The organism is Undibacterium pigrum (assembly GCF_003201815.1).
Taxonomy (GTDB): Bacteria; Pseudomonadota; Gammaproteobacteria; order Burkholderiales; family Burkholderiaceae_D; genus Undibacterium; species Undibacterium pigrum.
This window is the reverse complement of the sequence record NZ_QJKB01000008.1, coordinates 231,659-251,557: the sequence shown is the minus strand read 5'-3', so window position 1 is coordinate 251,557 and position 19,899 is coordinate 231,659. Positions and strand designations below refer to the sequence as shown.

Here is a 19,899-nt window from a genome sequence, read left to right as displayed (position 1 = left end):
AAACGCAAAAACCGATACAGTACCAATACACTACAAACGATAATATTCGTACTGTAATGGTCAACTATCCATTACAGAACAGAGGCAGGAGACACCAATGCTGACACCCACTTTTTTTATCTCGCGTGATTCTGGCGGCTCGCTGGTAGAGCAAATCGTCAATGCGGTTGCCAACCGTATAGATGATAAATTGCTGCGTACTGGCGCACGCATGCCATCCATACGTCAGTTTGCCGATGAACAGGAAGTGTCACGCTTTACCGTGGTTGAAGCCTATGACAGGCTGGTCGCCAAGGGTTATCTGGAATCACGCCGTGGGGCGGGCTTCTTTGTGCGTGAACGTGCGTCCATGCTGAACAATGTCCCGACCACCGCGCAGATTGCCCCTGTCACCCAAAACCTGGATGTGGTGTGGCTGGTGCGCAATATGTTCCGGCAATTACCACCACAGAAAATGCCGGGTTCCGGCGTATTGCCACATGACTGGCTAGATGGTGAACTGGTGGCGAATGGCTTGCGCTCCATCAGCAGGCTGAACCAGAACCTCTTGCTGCATTACGGCACACAACAGGGTTTTTTGCCCTTGCGCCAGCAATTGCAGTTAAAAATGGCGGAGCTTGAAATTGCCGCCTCCCCAGAACAAATCGTCATGACCAGCGGTGTTACCCAGGGCCTGGACCTGGTGGCCCGTGAATTTACCCAGCCCGGTGACACTATCTTTGTCGATGACCCGGCCTGGTTTTTGATGTTTGGCTCTTTCGCCATCCTCGGCACCAAAGTAATAGGCATACCGCGTCTGCATGATGGCCCGGATGTCGCCAAGCTGGCCGAGCTGGCTGCCCTGCATAAACCCAAGCTGTATATCATCAATTCAGTCTTGCATAATCCAACCTCGACTTCGCTGTCCGCCGCCAAAGCTTTTCAGGTCTTGAAAGCCGCAGAAGAACATGATTTCATGATCGTTGAAGATGATGTGTATTGCGATATGCACCCCGGACCGGCGGTACAGGCAGCTACCCGTATTGCAGCCCTGGATCAGCTAAACAGGGTGATTTATCTTGGTGGTTTTTCCAAGACACTGGCCGCCAATCTGCGTGTGGGTTTTATCGCCACCTCGCCAGAACTGGCGATACGTCTGGCTGACCGCAAAATGCTGTCTACCCTGACAACCACAGAAATTGGCGAGCGCGTGGTCTATAAAATCCTGTCTGAAGGCCATTACCGCAAACATGTAGACCGCATACGCGTGAAGCTCGATGGTGTGCGCGACGACATTACCAAGCGGCTGGAACAACAGGGGATGAAGGTTGATTACCGCACACCGGCAGGCATGTTCTTGTGGACGGAGACTGGCTGTGATACCAATAAGCTGACCGAGAAAGCCATGGAGCAAGGCTATTTGCTGGCACCCGGCAGCTTGTTCTCACCCAGCCAGCTCCCGTCCACCAAGATGCGCATCAATATTGCCGCGATGTCTGACCCTGGTGTCTGGGAGTTTTTAAAACGTGAGATAAATTAGGCAGCCGTTGAGCATTCAATGCAGGCTGGCATTGGCCAGCTTGACTCCAAACCAGACAAACATACTGCCCACACCACTGGACAAACTGGCTGACAGGCGACGACGCTGACTAAAGCTGCGCGCCAGACGAGAGCCCAGGAAAATCAGGACAGACAGATAAGTCGTACTGAACACCATCACCACAGCACTCAGTATCAGGAAAGGTACTGCAGGTGTTGGGTAGGCAGGGTCGATGAATTGCACAAAGAAAGACAACAGGAAAAGGATCGCTTTCGGGTTCAGCAAGCTGATGACCAGGGCGCGCTTGAAAGGGTTTTGCATATTAATCGCGGTCGCCTGCGTTTCTGCCACAGTCGCGGTCTTGTTACGCCATTTTTGTATGGCAGCCCAGATCAGATTGACACCTACCCAGGCCAGATAAGCCGCGCCCGCATATTTGACCACCATGAACAAAGCCGGATAAGTACGCAAGATACCGGCAGCACCCAGGGCAGTCAGCATGAGCAAAATACTATCACCGACAAATATCCCTGCCGCACCTTTATAACCCTCACGCACACCACGTGCAGTGGCAACCGACAGTACATACAGGGAATTAGGTCCTGGCAACAAGATAATGCCCAGGGCACCCAGTACATAAGTCCACAAATCGGTTACGCCATAAAAACTCATCTCACTACCCTCGCATTTTGCTGATTATTGCTAATTGTTGCTGACTATTGCTGATTAATATATGCCGCCAGTTTGCTCAATCAAACTGGCATGGGCATGAGATTAACATCTTGCTGCATTTCTTGCTGATGCCTGCCTGAACCCTCGCCTGCCCTGCGCAACAGGCTCAGTGCGGTATCGCCTTCGCGCAGCGTTGCAGTACGTACGGTGGCACTCACTCTCATCTCGGCACCAGAGACAGAGATAGGCATGGCAACAACAGTCGCGCGGGTACGGTCGGCAATCTTGCTGGCATCTTCTGCCGAGGCTTCAGGCAAGAGCACACAAAATTCCTCACCACTATAACGGGCGATGCAATCATAAGAACGCATGGCGCGTTTCACACGGCGGCTGACTTCAACCAGGATCACATCGCCCACCTGCGGGCCATGCGTGTCATTGATATGCTTGAAATCATCCAAGTCCAGCACCAGCATGGACAATTGTTTGCCCAGGCGCAGATGGCGTTGCAGCTCGCCATCAGAAATACGCATGAATTCTTTCCAGTTGGCGACACCGGTGACCGGGTCCATGTTTGCCTGCCTCTCCAGCTCTTGTTCTGCGCTCAGGAGCTTGCGCCTGTATCTGTGTACATAGGCCGCAATGGCATGACCGGTGATCGCAACCGCTGGCAAAATCAGCAAGACGCTGGCCGCCTGGGAAAAGGTGCCTGATTGCTTATACAAAAGCAGTAAACAGGATGCTGCCGTAAACATGAACAAGGGTGCACGCAAGATATGTAAAGCCAGCGGCAAGGAGATGAAGGCCATCAAGACCAACCAGGCATCGACCATATAATGCCCCAGATAATCACGCGGCAAACAGGCATTGCTGATGAACTGTGTCAGCAATACCATGACCAGCCAGTGCATGGCGTAACGGTCCAGTTTGGGAACATTTTCTTCAATCTCATAGCGCTTTACCAGCCACAGGGAATAGGCAAAGACAGACAGGCGTATCAGCAGCAAGACTGCCAGGGGAATAGCCATGTCATGAAATAGCACATCTACCAGCGACAGCGGCAAGAAGGCCCACAACATGATGCGCACTACCCGGCGAACTTGCGCCCGGTCTTGTTTGGTATAGTGAGAACGATAATTCTCTTCGCTGACATCTTTATAATTCGTTTGCATTTTTGCACCGTTTTATTTTTCTTCAGCCTCTGGCGTCTCCAGCCAGCTCTCGTCAGCCTGTACAATTTTGGTCAAGAGTGCATATCTATGCTACATTCTCACTCTAGGCTTCTTTGTTTCAGCCATCAAAGACAAACAGAACTGCTCAGACTTGATTATATGCCCCACTTCGACAAGCAACATGTTAAAGATTGCATAGGCGACACGCCTGGGTCTGGCATGTCTGCGTCTGCGCAAATACAAGTTATTAACTCAGCCTGTTGTTGTTGAGTTGATAGAACCATATGCAGCGGGATGATCCCTGCCTGCCAGTCTCAAGTAACACCCCAGCATCCCCATAGACCCAATTTATACTTCGCTATTTTCACAACAAATGGACATACTTCTCTACGATAACTGGGAACGCCGCCTGCGCCCTTTCAGCCCACTGAACAAAGACTGGGTTGGCCTGTACTGCTGCGGACCTACCGTATATGACTATGCCCATATCGGCAACCTGCGCACTTATCTGTTTGAAGACTTGCTGCGCCGCGCCCTGGAATGGAATGGCTATACCGTGCGCCATGTCATCAATATCACTGACGTTGGTCATCTGGTGTCCGATGGTGATGATGGTGAAGACAAGATGGAAAAAGGCAGCCGCAAAGCCGGTGAATCTGCCTGGCAGATTGCTGACCGTTTCACGACAGCCTTCAAGGATGATTTGCAAAAGCTGCACATCCTGGAACCAGCCATCTGGTGCAAGGCCACTGACCATATCGTTGAGCAAATCGATTTCATCGCTGCCATAGAAAAAAATGGTTATACCTACCGCACCAGTGACGGCATTTATTTTGATACCAGCAAACAGGACGACTACGGTTTCCTGGCGCGTATCAAGCGTGATGCCATCAAGGCCGGCAGCCGCGTTGAACTCGGCGAAAAGCTGCATGCGACTGACTTCGCGCTGTGGAAGTTCAGCCCGCCAGATGAACACCGTCAAATGGAATGGGACAGCCCATGGGGCCGTGGCTTCCCTGGCTGGCATATAGAATGCTCTGCCATGTCGGCCAAATACCTGACTCCCTGGTTTGATATCCATTGCGGCGGTGAAGACCATATCGCCATCCACCATAGCAATGAGATTGCGCAAAACCAGGCTTGCCATGGTACCCGTCTGGCCAACTTCTGGATGCATGGTTATTTCCTGCAAATCGATTCTGGCAAGATGTCCAAATCGACGGGTGAATTCCTGCGCCTGCAAACTTTGCTCGATCAGAATATTGATCCGCTGGCATATCGTTACCTGTGCCTGACTGCGCATTACCGCAGCCAGATGCAGTTCAGCTTTGAAGCCCTGTTGTCGGCGCAGACTGCATTGCAACGCCTGCGCGAGACTTATCATGCCTGGCCAACAGGTGGCAGTGTCAGTGTCGAATACCGCGAGAAATTCACTTGCTTCATCAATGAAGACCTGAACGTACCGCGTGCCCTGGCACTGGTCTGGGAAATGCTGAAAGCCGATTTGTCTGATGCCGACAAAAAAGCCACGCTGACAGAATTCGACAAGGTATTTGGCCTGGGTCTGGCGCAATGGCAGCCTGCTGTACTGGCTATTCCGGCAGAAGTGCAAAGTCTGGCCGAACAGCGTCAGGCTGCACGCAAAGCCAGGAACTGGGCCGAGGCAGACCGCTTGCGTGGAGAGTTACACGCGCTAGGTTATGAAGTCGAGGATAAAGCCGATGGCATGCAGATCAAAGCACTATAATCATCAGGTATAAAAAAACAGGGGGAGACTAGCGTTTCCCCCTGTTTTATTTGGTGAAGGCAAAGGAAAGAAATATGTTTAAAAAATTTAATTTAATGCACGGCAAATTTGCCACTATTTTTAGTCTTGCTCTGATCCCGGCAATCAGCATGGCGACTGATTATGTGGAAAGCAAAGACATACCAGCAGAATTACGTCCCTTCATTTTGCCCAACACCAAGTTGCTGGCCTATGAAATAGCAGACTTGAATGGCGATGACAAACCTGATTATGTTTTCATTCTGGAAAAACAAAAGAAACATCCTGATGATGATCCCATAGATCATGGACAACGGCCTTTGCATATCGCCATACGCCAGGCAGATGGCAAACTGAAACTCGTCAAGGCCAATGACAAAGTCGTTTTTTGCTCGGGCTGTGGCGGTGTATTTGGCGATCCGTTTTCTGATTTAACAGCAGGAAAAAAGACCTTTTCAGTCTCGCACTACGGTGGCAGCAACTGGCGCTGGGCCAACACCTATCAATTCAATTACTCGAAGAAAGACGATACCTGGCAATTAGTCAAAGTGTCTGAATCATCCTTTATGGCATTTGTGCCAGACAAGGTCAAAGAAAAGATTTTCACCCCACCCAAACATTTTGGCAAAATCGACATAGCTGATTTTGATCCGGAAAAATTCAAGGGTGTGGGTGCCAAATAATAAGCAAATAGAGAGTTATAAATGGGAGATGTTTCTCCCATTTTTTTATAAACTCTTTTCAAACTGCAGGCGTATCGTCATGCTACCCGGCGTTACCGTATTACGCACATCGCGGCCATTGACCTCGCTATATTGAGAACCTTGTAGTACATCCTGATGTAAAAGATTGCTGATCGACAGACGCAACTGCATTTTATTTTCCAGCTTCCACAAGCCATACAAGTCAAGATTGCGACTGACACCAGTGTAAGTACGCAAGACTGGCGTAGCCTGTACATTGCCGCCTGTCTGCAGATTAAAATTAAAGCCAAAAGATTGCTGTTCACTGCGCTTGTAATCCACGCCAAAATTAGCCGTCAACGGCACCTGATCGGTAAGACGATTATCTGGCCCGGGTATGGCGTCCAGTCTTGACCAATTGCGTGCTGCATTCAGCCGCACTTCCAGCGGCGGTGCTCCAGCCAGCAAATGCTGCAAAGCGAATTTTGCATCGAACTCTATTCCCATTACTCTGGCTGTACCGTGGTTATACGGTGAGGTAATCCAGACCTTGTTTTGCTCATACAGATTTTGCACAGTCACGTCCTGCACTCTTTTGGCGTAGGCTGACAGGCTGAACATGCTGTTCTTGGCGAAATAAGATTCATACGTCAGATCAGCGCCCCATGCAAGTTCAGGCAAAAGATCAGGATTACCCTGGAAATCAGGATTTGTCGGGCCATTGCCATTGTTCACCGTATAGCGCCGTGGCACCAGGCTGCGCGGCGTGGGTGCTTTATAGGTGCGGGACAAGGCGAAACGCAGCTGGTCTTTTTCTTGCTCAGGCAGTTTCCACAATAATTGCATGACCGGGCTCCAGACGCTGGACCTGGTTTGTACGGGCGCCATCAAGCGGCCTGTGGTTTCGGTATTCAGCCCTTCCCAGCGCATGCCGAGATAGGCTTGCAGGCGGTTCGTCACATCCCATTCATCCTGGGCAAACATGGCAATGCGCCGCACATTGGCTTTGTAATCTTCCACCAGTGGCTCGCCCACCGTATTGGAATTCGCCGGCCGGTCAAATTGCAGGCGAGCTTCCGTGCGCCGCGTCAGGGCAGCATCCCATCCCAGCGCAAGACTATGATCGTCACGAAAACGGCTCAGGTATTTGCCACTGCTGCTGACGCTGCTTTCCGCTGCGTTTGAAACGACATGGCGATTGAAAGCCTGGTCCCGCGGCGAAGGATAACCAAAGAAATTGTAGTCTACTTCGCGATGATTGTAATTCAGGCCCAGCTTTGCATTGAGCTTGCTATCAGCATCTATTCTGTGCGCCCAGTTCAGGTCTGTACGCAGGATTGCCGTGTGCATGGAAGCACTATAATTATTATCCGGATATTGTGTAGTAACTGGCGTCATGTTTAGTTCATGATCACGACCCCAGTTTAAATTGGCATAGTAGTCAAAGAAACTCTGCCAACTCAGCGTGTCACCACTTTCAAGATTCCAGTTCAGTCTGGGACTGAGACCAAAACGCCAGACGTCCGCGATATTCTTTTGCTCTCTCAAGCGCAGGATATTGAACTCACCCATTGCATCATAAATACCCTCGGTTACCAGAGGCGTATTTTCATAACCAGTTTTCGACAGAGTGGTGGTAACCGAATAGGAAAAACCTGCATTCTTGTCAGCGACTTCCAAGGCGAGCGAAGGATTCCAGTTATTTTCACCATGCGCTATACCAATCTTGAACTCTTTCCTGGCACTGCTCACGCCTTTTTTGAGAATGATATTGATCGTACCGGCCACCGCCTGCGCACTGAATTCTGCCGTCGTCGTCCTCAGGATTTCCACGCGCTCTATCAATGCAGGATCAATACTGTCTATGGAAAATCCCGGCGCTACCGCATCGCCATTCAATAATATCTGGGTATAACCAGATCCCAGGCCACGCATGCGCAATTCATTGCCTACGACAGACACGCCAGGCTGACGCTTTAATACCGCAGATAGTTGCGTATCCCCATACTGCATAAGCTCGGCCGCATTGACAATGATTTTTGCGGCTGTGTCATTCTTTCTCTGTGCTATTGCGCCAGGGCCGGAAATTTCCACTGTTTGCACCGTCGTATTTTCTTTCGCAGGCAGATCTGCAGCATACAGGTGAGTAGTCCAGAATAAAGCTGAACTACCTAAACCACGCATTCCCAGTTTCAGAAATGCGTGGCATGACAAATGCGAGAGACGAGATTTTTTACTTGAAACCAGTGTGGACATGAAAGTAAATGAGCGAGAACGGGAAATGACTGAGCGCCAGATGCAGAGATGATTTGGCGAACAGATGCAGACAACGGGGTGCATTATGAAGGGCGCACAACTATAGCAGAATAGTCATGTGACAAAAGCCCGAAATGAGGTGACAGGCCTGACATTGGCACTAAGATTGGCCCTAAACTGTCAGCTTATTTTGCTGGTTGCAATCCTGTCTTCGGGTCTTTCAAAAAATCATCGAGTATGCGCGCGATGCTGCCGTCATTTTTCATCGCCAGTAATGTCGCGCTTAAAGCTTTGGACTGGGTGCTGGCAGCAAATTCTGGCCTGACGCGCATGACGTGAGCGCCGTAGGCAATCACCAGACCAGGTCCCAATAAATGCGTGGATGAGTTCCTCTCTGCGGCTGCCAGGATAGCGGGCTGGCTACCGACGATACCGGAAATGCGTCCCGCCTCCAGCATACGCAAACCGTTTTCCAGGGTATTGATTTCCACTTTCCGGACGCGCTCGTCCTGAGCAAAAGTGCCGTAACTCAGCCTGCGCATCATTCCTATACCACGGTCTGCGGCGAGGGCAATCAAGTCATCATAATTCTTCAATACAGCGCCGCGCTGTGCCACCACCATGATGGGGAATTGTGTTACCTCAGAGAGGATAACGCCGTCGTGATCAGTAAAATTCTCGGACTGGGAAATGCTATAGGCTTCCTTATCAGCCGGAAACATCAATAAGTGGCGAGAACTGGGAACAATCACCAGTTCCAGGGGCACGCCTGAGCGTCTGCGCAATTCATTCGCTATACGTACATTGATACCGTCATAAGACCCTTTGCCTTCTTTCACAAAGGCAAAAGGGGCAACTTCGGTCAGATAAAGATTGGCCGCGCTAAGCTGTGGCGCGAGCACTATCAGGGAACAGGAAATGAGTAAATTTACTACTTTAAGCAACATAAAGTCACTCCGTAAGTCCCACGCCATCATGTCCAAACGCACTGTCATCTGCTTAAGTCTAGTGATATTTTGCAAAAAACACAAATTCCCCGGTCAGCATGAACGATACAGGAATAATATTTTCATGCCTTTTAAACAATCATCTTGAAATCCAGCGAAGCGGCCTCACCTTCCCTGCTCTAGCAATGCTGCGGTCCATGTTGTAAAAACAGCAGCAGGTAAGTAATTACCATTATCACTAAAAATCTTTGAGGAAAACCATGTCAGAAAAGCAAACCCTGGGCTTTCAGGCCGAAGTCAAACAACTCCTGCAATTGATGATCCACTCCCTGTATTCAAACAAGGAAATCTTTTTGCGTGAACTGATCTCGAATGCTTCTGATGCATCAGACAAACTGCGCTTTGAAGCCATCAACAATGCCAGCCTGTTTGAAAACGATCCTGAGTTGCAAATCCAGGTCAGCTTTGACAAGGAAGCCCGCACCATTACTATCGCCGACAATGGCATAGGCATGAGCAAGGCTGATGCGATTGAACACCTGGGCACGATCGCCAAATCCGGCACCAAGGAGTTCTTTGGCAAATTGTCTGGCGACCAGCAAAAAGATGCGGCCATGATAGGCCAGTTTGGTGTTGGTTTTTATTCCGGCTTTATCGTTGCTGACCGCATCACCGTAGAAACTCGTCGCGCCGGTCTGCCTGCAGACCAGGCTGTACGCTGGGAATCCGAAGGTGCTGGCGACTTCAGTGTAGAAGACATCGTCAAGGAAGGCCGCGGCACGAGCATCACCCTGCACCTGCGTGAAGGTGAAGATGAGTTCCTGTCGGCATGGAAGCTCAAATCCGTCATCCGTACTTATTCCGACCATATCTCCCTGCCTATCAAGATGCAGAAAGAAGAATGGGATGAAGAGAAAAAAGAACAGGTATTGAAAGATGAGCTGGAAACCATCAACCAGGCCAGCGCCTTGTGGGCGCGCAGCAAGTCTGAAATCACGCCTGAGCAATATGATGAGTTCTACAAGCATGTATCCCATGACTACAGCGCACCACTGACCCACACGCATAACCGTGTTGAAGGCCGCAGTGAATATACACAATTGCTGTACATCCCGGCACGCGCACCGTTTGACATGTGGGACCGCAACAAACGTGGTGGCATCAAGCTCTACGTCAAACGCGTCTTCATAATGGATGATGCAGAACAACTGATGCCAGTCTACCTGCGCTTTGTCAAAGGCGTCATAGACTCCAACGACCTGCCGTTGAATGTCTCACGCGAAATTTTGCAGGAAAGCCGCGACATCAAGGCGATACGCGAAGGCTCGACCAAACGTGTATTGGGCATGCTGGAAGACCTGGCAAATGCCGATGGTGATGATGCAAAAGAGAAGCAAGACAAATATGCGACTTTCTGGAAAGAATTTGGTCAGGTCTTGAAAGAAGGCGTGGGCGAAGACAATGCCAACAAGGAACGCATTGCCAAGCTCTTGCGCTTTGCCTCTACCCATAATGACAGCGATGCACAAAATGTCTCACTGGCAGATTACCTGAGCCGCGCCAAAGAAGGCCAGGACAAGATTTACTATGTCACGGCAGAAAGCTATGCAACGGCCAAGAACAGCCCGCATCTGGAAATCTTCCGCAAGAAAGGCGTGGAAGTCTTGTTACTGACTGACCGCGTTGATGAATGGATGCTGTCCTTCCTGAATGACTTCGAAGGCAAGGAACTGGCCTCCGTCGCCAAAGGTGGCCTGGACCTGGGTGAGCTGGAAGATGAAGCAGAAAAGAAACAACACGAAGAAACCCAGACTGAGTTCAAGGACCTGGTCGAGAAAATGAAAGCAGCCCTGACTGATAAAGCCAAGGATGTACGAGTGACTTTCCGTCTGACTGATTCACCAGCCTGTCTGGTCGCAGATGAGCATGATTTGTCTGGCAACCTGGCGCGCATGCTGAAGGCTGCTGGCCAAAGTGCGCCTGAATCCAAGCCTATTCTGGAAGTCAATCCTGACCATCCTTTGGTACAGAAGCTCAAGTATGAAGTCAACAAGTTCGATGACTGGTCACACATCCTGTTTGACCAGGCCTTGCTGGCCGAGGGTGGTAATCTGAGTGACCCTAGCGCCTTTGTGAAACGTCTGAATGAGATGTTGCTCAGCAAATAATTTTACTGCAAGTAAAATTTGCCAAACGAAAAACGGACTCAGTACTGAGTCCGTTTTTTTCTTGAAACCATTAAGCAAAGTGATTAGCGCTCAGGAAAAACCTTATCCCGCTGCTGCTTCTTGAACCAGTCACGCAACATCTGCTCTTCATAGCGGAAACTATTGTTCCTGCCAGCAAGATTGGAGTGCATGAGAAAATTCATGTCCCTGAGATTTTCATTGCCGGACACCACACTCTTCCCTTGCCCGTCTTTCAAATCAAAGCTGAAACTCATACGCGGCCAGTACAAGTCCTTGATGACACGAATCTCATTCATGGGGGTAGGGAAAAATGGCCTGACATCACCGGCCAGATCAACATCTGTGACTGTCACATCCCATTGATAGCCATCAGGCAGTTTCTTTGCAAGGTCTGCAAAGATATAATCAAATTCCTTGATCATGCGCCCCTGAAAGTCAGACCTGTGTTCACTGCCTGGCCGAATATCAGTAAATTTTTCTGGCTCTTGCCAGGCAACTTTGACTTCCCCAGCCTGCGCCTGTCCGGACATTACTACAGCCAAAAGCATGGTGCTAAAAATCAATTTCATTTTTCCACCTTCAGTTTTCATTCCACTATAGACAAATCAAGCCCACTTTCAGAATAGTCCATGAAAGACAAAACAACCAGAGGCCTTCATTGCTGAAATAATTATTTTGCCACATTTTTTCAGTCCCGGCTGATGCCATGGGCCCTGACTCCACTTGCAATCCTGAAACCTGGCCAAATATCCATCCTATGAAAGCGCCGCCATCGACCATGATATCCAGCCCTGCCTTGCTACAAGGTTTTCCGCCGGTAGTAAATGCCGAAACACATACCTTGATACTGGGCAGTTTCCCTGGAGTCGCCTCACTCGATGCGGCCCAATATTATGCCTACAAGCAAAACCAGTTCTGGCGACTGGTATCTGCCTCACTGGGTACTGACCTGGTCGTGCTGGATTATGAACAGCGCCTGCGTGGTTTGCTGGCGCATGGTATAGGCTTATGGGATGTGTTTCATTCCTGCGTACGCACAGGCAGCCTTGATTCTGCAATCAGGGAAGGCAAGCTGAATGACTTCAGCATGCTGCAAGCCTGCCATCCCAAATTACGCAAGCTATGCTTCAATGGCCAGACTGCGGGCAAGATGGCGGCTTACTTCCAGGAGCAAGGCTATCTTACTGCCATACTGCCCTCGTCTTCACCCGCTTACGCGATGCGCAGTTTTGAAGAGAAGCTGCAAGTCTGGCAAAGCGAATTGCAGCCTCAGTAGCAGAAAAGGCTGATGTCGACATACCATTGCGACAAGCCCGCCATATTTCCAGGGTTTATTGCCTCTGCATATTAGGAACAGACTTGGTCTGTTTTTGCGTCTCCCCTGCATTGTTGACGACATCGTCTGCCACCGGTTTGGCAGCCTTCAGGCTTTGGGCCTTGCTGGCTTTATAGCCAGTTGCAGTACGCACAAAATACTCATCCCATTTTTTTTCAAGGACCTGCTTGCTGCCGTCTGCAGGCTTATTGCTGGTCGTACTTAATTTGAGGGCATAGTATTCATCTGTGCCGTTCTGCAAAAAACTGAGCTTGCTGACACTTTCCCAGCATGCCTGCATCATGCCCTCCTGCTCTTCCACAACATCGGTACAAGTGCCACTATTGCTCTCCCCCATGCTCAGGTCCAGTAACTTGACTGGCTTGGGTTCACTTAAAGAGATAATGAAAGCATAGTCATTGGTAAAGCCCTGGTGGACGTCACCGCCTGCAAACAGCAGGCCATATTTGTCTTGCCCCAGCCGTATCAGGCTGCCGCCCGGTGCCTCACCATGGGCGCCGGATTCAACGACTTCCTTTTTGCCTTTTTCAAATACCCATTGCTTGCCATTGTAGGCAAAGATATAGACTGAAATCATGGCACCAGTGGCATGGCTCTGCTCTACCACCCCATCGAGAATTTGCTGGCGCTGTATGGCCAGCACGGCTTTCTTCTTGCCCGCTTCGGTATAAGTAGCGACCAGCAAGGCTGTCGCCAGGGTGTCGGCTTCTTTCATATTCCATTGTGCGGTGTTTTTCTCCGGCAGCAGTACGCCCTGCTGTTTGTCGTTATATGTCCCAAAGATGGCAAGCATGGCAGTGTCGGCATTGAATACTTCCGGTTTAGCATGATCGACCGGCGTACGGCCAAACAAGAAATAGGCAGTAAAGCCAAATAAAGTCAGGAACAAAGCCAGCAAAATGGCGTTTTTTTTAAATTTCATTGTGAATATGAGTAGGTGAAATGTCAGCAGCGCGGAATTCTACTCTTATTCGCCACCCACCATCCTGATTTGGAAGGGCCGCTGCGACTGAGTGGCGCAATGGCAGCAGCCCGGCTGACCTGACTTCACTTTTTTGCAAGGTTTTCAGTCAAAATTTATTACAACTTGTACGAAAGATGTAAATTTGCTTTCCATGTACGCCATGAAGGTTAAAATAAGCATATGCTAATTAAACGTAAATCTATAGAAGCCGAGGCGAACTACCGTTCTGGTCCCAAAGCTGCGGCACTCAAGAAGCCTAACCGCAAACCAAAATTTGCTCCTGTAACCCTGTCCGAAATGGATGGCGTGCGCTTTCTGCATTTCGGTACTGAATGGGTACAGGGTGCGATGCGCCTGCGCAAACCTGATGCCATAGAGCTTGAATACGCTCAGCAAATGATGGCATGGATGCTGTTCATCGACGCACCCCAGCACATCGTGCAACTGGGCCTGGGCACAGGTGCATTAAGCAAGTTCAGTTACCGCCAGTTTGACCAAGCACAAGTGACCGCGGTAGAACTCAATCCCTCGGTCATCGCCATTTGCGAAAGCATGTTCAAACTGCCCGCCAATGACGAGCGCCTGCACGTGCTGGAAATGGATGCCATGGACTTTGTCCTCGATACCAGCAATCACGGCCATATTGATGCCATGCAGGTGGACTTGTATGATGCGACCGCCAAGGGCCCGGTGCTCGACAGTGCCGAGTTTTATCAAGCCTGTGCAGACTGCCTCAAGGATGACGGCATTATGACCGTGAATCTGTTTGGTGACCATCCCAGCTATGCACGCAACCTGAAAGCCATGCGCTTTGCCTTTGATACCGTGTTATGCCTGCCGGAGGTCCATGACGGCAATGTCGTTGCCCTGGCCTTCAAACAAAAACCTGAACTGGATTTTCCAGCCCTGTATGAAAAAGCGGACCAGATCAAGACAAATACCAAGCTGCCCGCCAAATCCTGGGTAAATGGACTAAAAGCCGGCTCAAAGTAGCCAGTGATCCGAAATCAATAATTTAAAACGGCATACAGCATGAATAAACCCACACACCGCAGTCTGAACCTCCAACAAATTTTTACCTGGCTGATGGCAGACGGCATTATCCTCAAGGAAGATGCCAAGACCCAGTTTCATGCGACTCAGGGCTTGCTCAAGAATGGCCCGGCCACCATGCATCCCCTGACAGCGGTTGCACAAGCCAAACTGCATTCCGCCATTTCCCCCCATATTTTGCTGACGCTGGACTGGCTGACAGAATGGGCAGCGGGCAAGGTCAATATGCCGTTCTACCGCATTGACCCCTTGAAAATCGATTTCACCAGCGTCTCGGATGTCATGTCTTCGTCCTATGCGACACGCTTCAATATCTTGCCGGTAGAGTCTACGGCCACCACCGTCGTGGTTGCCACGACAGAGCCCTACAATACTGAATGGCAAGAAGAGATACTGAAGTTCAGTCGCAAGGAAATCCGCCTGGTACTGGCAAACCCGCTGGAAATTTCTCAGTACATCGTTCAGTTCTTCTCGCTGGCAAAATCCATCAAGGATGCTCGCAAGTCGAATAAAAACGACGCCAATTTGCGCCAGAACTTTGAGCAACTGATAGAAATTGGCAAGACCAACAAGCAGGTTGACGCGAATGACCAGCACATCGTCAATATCGTTGACTGGCTGTGGCAATTTGCCTTTGACCAGCGCGCCTCGGATATCCATCTGGAGCCCAAGCGCGATATTTCTGTCATCCGTTTCCGTATTGACGGTGTCTTGCACCAGGTGTATCAGGTGCCAGCTACCATCATGATTGCCATGACGGCCCGTATCAAATTACTGGGCCGTATGGACGTTATTGAAAAACGCCGCCCTCAGGATGGCCGTATCAAGACACGCACCAGTGAAGGCCAGGAAGTGGAATTGCGTCTGTCCACCCTGCCGACGGTCTTCGGCGAAAAGATGGTCATGCGTATTTTTGATCCTGAAGTCGTGGTCAAGACTCTGCCGGAACTGGGTTTCCCTCTGAATGATGCCAAGCGCTGGGATCATCTGACCAGCAAACCGCATGGCATCATCCTGGTGACAGGTCCTACCGGTTCCGGTAAAACAACCACCCTGTACACCACACTAAAGGCTCTCGCCACTCCGGATGTGAATGTCTGTACCGTCGAAGATCCTATCGAGATGGTGGAAGGCTCGTTCAACCAGATGCAGGTGCAGTCTTCCATCGACCTGAGTTTTGCCGATGGCATACGCGCACTCATGCGTCAGGATCCTGACATCATCATGGTGGGTGAGATACGTGATTTGCCAACTGCCGAAATGGCCATACAGGCCGCACTGACGGGCCATTTGGTCTTGTCTACCCTGCATACCAATGATGCGCCGTCCGCCATCATGCGTTTGCTGGAACTGGGCGTGCCCTATTATTTATTGGAAGCAACCATCATCGGCATCCTGGCGCAGCGCCTGGTCAGAACGCTGTGCGTACATTGCAAATCACCCGAAGGTGAAATGGTGGATGCGGTGTGGGATACCCTGACTGAAGGCTGGGGTATCAGCAAACCCGAAACCATCTATAAACCCGTGGGCTGCCCTGAGTGCCGCCAGACTGGCTTTATGGGACGTACCGGTTTATATGAGCTGCTGACCGTGACCCTGCCTTTCAGCAAACTGATTACAGAAAATGCCGATATCCACGCCCTGAGGCATCAAAGCATCAAGGATGACATGAAACCCTTGCGCATTGCTGGCGCTTATAAGATCATCGAAGGTGTTACCACGGCAGATGAGGTTTTGAAAGTGACTTCCTCACTGATCTAGCACAGTCTTCAGGATAGACAGGGATGCGTCCAACCCAGGCAAGTGATACGCAGAAAATCATAGGGCAGATACTGCTGCTTGCCATAGTGTATGCAGCACTAGGACGGCTTTCCCTGTTGCTGGCCATCCCGCCAGGATACTCCATCGCGATCTACCCGCCCGCCGGGATCGCCCTCGGCATGGTACTAACAGGTGGCTACCGCCTTTTGCCAGGCGTCGTGGCCGGTGCCTTTGCCGCTAATATCCTCATCAACCTGAGCATGTTTGGTGGCCTTAGCGCCAACGCCCTGATTGCCTCGACCATAGTTGCTGCTGGTGCTGCACTACAGGCTTTCGTCGGCGCCCAACTGATCTTGAAGAAATTGCAGGATAACCTGGCACTGGACTCGGACAAGGCCATTTTCCAGTTCTTTATCTATGGCGGCGTGGTTGCCTGCCTCATCAATGCCAGTATCAGCGTGACGGGTCTGGCCGCACTGGGTATCATCCCCTGGCTGGATTTTTTCAATAACTGGATAGGCTGGTGGATAGGTGACACCTTTGGCGTCCTAACTATTGCCCCTATCGTCATGGTGATTTATGGCAAGCCGCGTGAAATCTGGCATGCCAGGCGCTGGAGTGTCATGGTGCCATTGCTGATATGCCTGATGCTGGTGGTCACGGCATTCACCTTTACCCGTTACCGTGAAGAACAAAAACAGCAACTGGAATTTCGACTGAAAGCCGAGCGAGTTGGTCAGAACCTGCAAAACAAACTCGATAGTCACGCTGACATCATGCTCAATATAGAGCGCCTGTATGCCAGTTCATTGCAAGTCAGTCGTAGTGATTTTGCCACCTTTGTCGTCCATACCCTGCAGCATCAGAAAGCCATTTCCTTTCTTTCCTGGGTTCCCAAGGTAGAGCATCAGCAACGCGAAAACTTTGAAGTGTCAGTTCTGCGAGAAGGTTTTGCCAATTTCCAGATACTGGAAATCAATGAACTGCACAATCTTACCGAAGCGCGTGTCAGGGATGATTATTTTCCCATACGCTACATAGAACCATTTTTTGATAATCATCAAATGTTTGGCTATGACATGGGATCAACTACAGCGCGCCGTATCGCCATAGAAGATGCGCGTGACAGTGGCAATCTTACCGTAACCGACCCGCTGATTTCCAAAGATACTGATGGCCGCGACCAGTTACATGTACTGCTGTTTGCCCCGGTTTATGAAAATGGCAAACCGCAAGAAACCATGGAGCAAAGAAAGGCCGCCTTTTCCGGTGTCGCCGCCAGCATGGTCAGGATGGCTGATCTGGCCAGGGAAATTCTTTCCAATGAAGACATGCGCAGCGTGCGCATCAAGTTTTACGACCTCTCCTATCCAGGTAAAAAAGGGGTCTTTATTGATGAAATCACCGGTCTTGACCAGGCTTATCTGTTTCAGACCACCATCAATTTCGGTGGTCGCCAATATGCCCTGCAAGCCCAGCCTTCTTCAGAATACTGGCGTACCCATATTGCCTGGATCACCTGGATCACCATGATAGGTGGCCTGTTATTTACTGGCCTGCTGGGGGCTTATTTGCTGGTAGCCACGGCCCATACCTTTGGCATAGAAAACCTGGTAGCACAACGCACTACCCAATTACACGATAGTGAGGAGCGTTTGCGCACCGTACTCGACAATGCGGCAGAAGGCATACTCACCACGGATGAAAATGGGGTCATCGAATCAGCCAATCGCTCGGCTGAAGTATTGCTCAAGTATGAACACGGCAGCCTGCGCGGCAAGGATATGCTGAGTCTGTTTACTGACCCGGCATCCCGCCAGTTCCTGTCACGCCATTTGCGCAGCAGCCATAGAGAAACCCAGTATGAAGTCGCAGGCAAGAGCGAACGCAAAGAATTGCTGGCAAAACAAAAAGATGAACACGAAGTGCCGGTGGAGCTGGCCATTACCCGCGTGCGCCTGGGGCTGCAAGTCTTGTATGTCATTATCCTGCATGATATGTCGGAGAAGAAACGGGTAGAAAAACTCAAGACTGAATTTGTCTCTGCCGTTTCTCATGAGTTGCGTACACCCTTGACGTCGATACGCGGTGTGCTGGGCTTGCTGGTCGGCGGTGTGGCTGGCGACATCCCGGACAAGGCCCATTCCATGCTGGTGATGGCGAATGACAATGCCAGACGCCTGACGACACTGATCAATGATTTGCTGGATTTTGAAAAGCTCGAGTACGGCAGCATGCAATTTCATTTCGACACCCTGCCACTGCATGAGCTGATAGACAGTACCTTGCAGTCAAATCTGGGCTATGCACAAAGCTTTGCCATAGAGCTTTGTTATGACACACCTGTTGACGCAACTATTCTGGTCAGGGTCGATGCCCAGCGATTTGTACAAGTCTTGTCCAACCTTCTGTCAAATGCCATCAAGTTTTCGCGCCCGCATGGCCAGGTGGATGTGCGCGCCAGCGTCATTGACGACCAGGTCAGGGTTGAAGTACAAGACTATGGCATTGGCATTTCAGAAGAATTCAAGACCAGCATCTTCCAGAAATTTACCCAGGAAGATGCCAAGGCAGCCCGTAAATATGCAGGCACTGGCCTGGGCCTCAGCCTGAGCAAGACCATGGTAGAAAAAATGGGCGGGCAAATCGGCTTTATCAGTACCGAAAACCTGGGGTCCTGCTTCTACATCACCCTGCCCATCGCTGCGGCCATGACGCCATCCCTGACCGAGGCATAACGCAGGCGCATCCCCAGCTCCAGCTTGATGCGCTGGTTTTGCATGCGTCGCGATTCCGACATGAACGATAGCAGCACCGGGCTGACCTGCTGCGCCAGCTCCGCTCTTGGCAAACGTGGCGGGCGAGGCAAGGCAAAGGCGTCAGCCACCAGATCAAAATAGGCAGCCATTTGCATATCGCTATCATCCACTGCATGATAAACCCGGTTGGGTGCTGCCCGGAACAGTGCCAGCTTGATCAATTGCGCCAGATCATCGGCATGAATATGGTTGGTGTACACATCATCAGCCGCTATCAGGGCTGGCGTGCGCTTGTGCAGACGCTCCAGCGGCAGGCGATCAGCAGCATAAATGCCCGGCACGCGCAGGATGGACAGGCAGGACTGACTACGTCTGGCCCAGGCACGCAGGCAGTTTTCTGCAGCCACGCGGCGCTGGGCACGGGCATTTTGTGGGCGTACAGTTCTGGTCTCGTCAAACGATGCGCCGGCACAGTCACCATACACGCCTGTCGTACTGACATAAACAAGGCGGCTCTTGTCAGGTAAAATGGCGGTCAAATTTTGTGTGCGTCTGTCAGCCTTGCCTTCTGAGGGTGGTGGTGCCAGATGAACAACGCGGTCTGCCAGACCTTTGAGGCGGGCCAGGGTATCAGGCTGGTCCAGGTTCCCCAGCAGGGGCGTGGCACCAGCGGCGCGCAACTCTGCACAGCGGGAAGTCTGGCTGGTCAGGGCAAAGATGCGGAAATGCTGGCGCAACAAAGGTAACAGGCGCATGCCTACATCGCCGCAACCTATGATAAGCAAGCGTGGCTTGCCAATTTGTTTAAACTGTTTTTTCATGT

At 50.8% G+C, this 19,899-nt stretch carries 15 protein-coding genes and 2 pseudogenes; 10 read left to right on the top strand and 7 right to left on the bottom strand.

What is annotated here, in order from left to right; genetic code table 11:
* Positions 1-97 precede the first annotated feature (97 nt).
* On the top strand, positions 98-1,519 hold the full coding sequence (locus DFR42_RS21565; RefSeq protein ID WP_110257099.1) for an aminotransferase-like domain-containing protein: 1,422 nt from the start codon (positions 98-100) through the stop codon (positions 1,517-1,519).
* A 15-nt stretch (positions 1,520-1,534) separates the two neighbouring features.
* Here DFR42_RS21565 and leuE read toward each other — a convergent pair whose 3' ends face one another.
* Positions 1,535-2,191, bottom strand: a complete 657-nt coding sequence (gene leuE, locus DFR42_RS21560; protein WP_110257098.1) for a leucine efflux protein LeuE — start codon at positions 2,189-2,191, stop codon at positions 1,535-1,537.
* A gap of 80 nt (positions 2,192-2,271) precedes the next feature.
* Complete coding sequence (locus tag DFR42_RS21555; protein ID WP_110257097.1) at positions 2,272-3,363, bottom strand: GGDEF domain-containing protein; 1,092 nt, start codon at positions 3,361-3,363, stop codon at positions 2,272-2,274.
* 373 nt (positions 3,364-3,736) lie between these two features.
* Between DFR42_RS21555 and cysS the strand changes: the two genes are divergently transcribed.
* Together cysS and DFR42_RS21545 are read left to right on the top strand one after the other, a co-directional pair.
* Positions 3,737-5,110 carry a cysteine--tRNA ligase gene (gene cysS, locus DFR42_RS21550; protein WP_110257096.1) on the top strand — a complete coding sequence of 458 codons (1,374 nt, stop codon included), beginning with the start codon at positions 3,737-3,739 and terminating at the stop codon, positions 5,108-5,110.
* Between the two features lie 74 nt (positions 5,111-5,184).
* Entirely contained in the window at positions 5,185-5,811 is a 627-nt protein-coding gene (locus DFR42_RS21545; protein WP_211324384.1) for a hypothetical protein, read from the top strand.
* A gap of 45 nt (positions 5,812-5,856) precedes the next feature.
* On the opposite strand, the gene DFR42_RS21540 is transcribed toward DFR42_RS21545, so the two are convergent.
* Both DFR42_RS21540 and DFR42_RS21535 read right to left on the bottom strand, forming a co-directional pair.
* Positions 5,857-7,995: a TonB-dependent receptor plug domain-containing protein gene (locus DFR42_RS21540; RefSeq protein WP_245937041.1), complete on the bottom strand. Its 2,139-nt coding sequence runs from the start codon at positions 7,993-7,995 to the stop codon at positions 5,857-5,859.
* 257 nt (positions 7,996-8,252) lie between these two features.
* Positions 8,253-9,014, bottom strand: a complete 762-nt coding sequence (locus DFR42_RS21535; RefSeq protein ID WP_170133621.1) for a type 2 periplasmic-binding domain-containing protein — start codon at positions 9,012-9,014, stop codon at positions 8,253-8,255.
* 260 nt (positions 9,015-9,274) lie between these two features.
* Here DFR42_RS21535 and htpG point away from each other — a divergent pair, with 260 nt between their 5' ends.
* The gene (gene htpG / locus DFR42_RS21530; RefSeq protein WP_110257094.1) at positions 9,275-11,182 is read left to right on the top strand and encodes a molecular chaperone HtpG; all 1,908 of its coding nucleotides are present in this window, start codon (positions 9,275-9,277) and stop codon (positions 11,180-11,182) included.
* 83 nt (positions 11,183-11,265) lie between these two features.
* On the opposite strand, the gene DFR42_RS21525 is transcribed toward htpG, so the two are convergent.
* Positions 11,266-11,772: a DUF3016 domain-containing protein gene (locus DFR42_RS21525; protein WP_110257135.1), complete on the bottom strand. Its 507-nt coding sequence runs from the start codon at positions 11,770-11,772 to the stop codon at positions 11,266-11,268.
* Positions 11,773-11,999: 227 nt separating this feature from the next.
* Between DFR42_RS21525 and DFR42_RS21515 the strand changes: the two genes are divergently transcribed.
* On the top strand, positions 12,000-12,479 hold the full coding sequence (locus tag DFR42_RS21515) for a DNA-deoxyinosine glycosylase (RefSeq protein ID WP_110257134.1): 480 nt from the start codon (positions 12,000-12,002) through the stop codon (positions 12,477-12,479).
* Positions 12,480-12,534: 55 nt separating this feature from the next.
* Here the strand turns inward: DFR42_RS21515 and DFR42_RS21510 are convergent, their stop codons facing one another.
* Positions 12,535-13,461 (bottom strand): hypothetical protein, encoded by a 927-nt coding sequence (locus DFR42_RS21510; RefSeq protein WP_110257092.1) that lies wholly within the window; start codon positions 13,459-13,461, stop codon positions 12,535-12,537.
* Positions 13,462-13,683: 222 nt separating this feature from the next.
* Here DFR42_RS21510 and DFR42_RS21505 point away from each other — a divergent pair, with 222 nt between their 5' ends.
* The 5 genes and pseudogenes from DFR42_RS21505 (at position 13,684) to DFR42_RS30020 (ending at position 19,055) form a co-directional block, all read left to right on the top strand.
* Complete coding sequence (locus DFR42_RS21505) at positions 13,684-14,496, top strand: spermine/spermidine synthase domain-containing protein (protein WP_110257091.1); 813 nt, start codon at positions 13,684-13,686, stop codon at positions 14,494-14,496.
* A gap of 39 nt (positions 14,497-14,535) precedes the next feature.
* Positions 14,536-16,317: a type IV pilus assembly ATPase TfpB gene (tfpB, locus tag DFR42_RS21500; protein WP_110257090.1), complete on the top strand. Its 1,782-nt coding sequence runs from the start codon at positions 14,536-14,538 to the stop codon at positions 16,315-16,317.
* A gap of 23 nt (positions 16,318-16,340) precedes the next feature.
* A pseudogene (locus DFR42_RS30030) lies at positions 16,341-17,681 on the top strand (CHASE domain-containing protein); the annotation flags it as partial.
* Between the two features lie 165 nt (positions 17,682-17,846).
* A pseudogene (locus DFR42_RS30025) lies at positions 17,847-18,536 on the top strand (histidine kinase dimerization/phospho-acceptor domain-containing protein); the annotation flags it as partial.
* 15 nt (positions 18,537-18,551) lie between these two features.
* A complete protein-coding gene (locus DFR42_RS30020; RefSeq protein WP_425450898.1) occupies positions 18,552-19,055 on the top strand; it encodes a sensor histidine kinase in 504 nt (167 codons plus the stop codon).
* On the opposite strand, the gene DFR42_RS21490 is transcribed toward DFR42_RS30020, so the two are convergent.
* Positions 19,001-19,897: an SDR family oxidoreductase gene (locus tag DFR42_RS21490; RefSeq protein WP_110257088.1), complete on the bottom strand. Its 897-nt coding sequence runs from the start codon at positions 19,895-19,897 to the stop codon at positions 19,001-19,003. The genes DFR42_RS30020 and DFR42_RS21490 overlap by 55 nt on opposite strands.
* Positions 19,898-19,899: the final 2 nt, after the last annotated feature.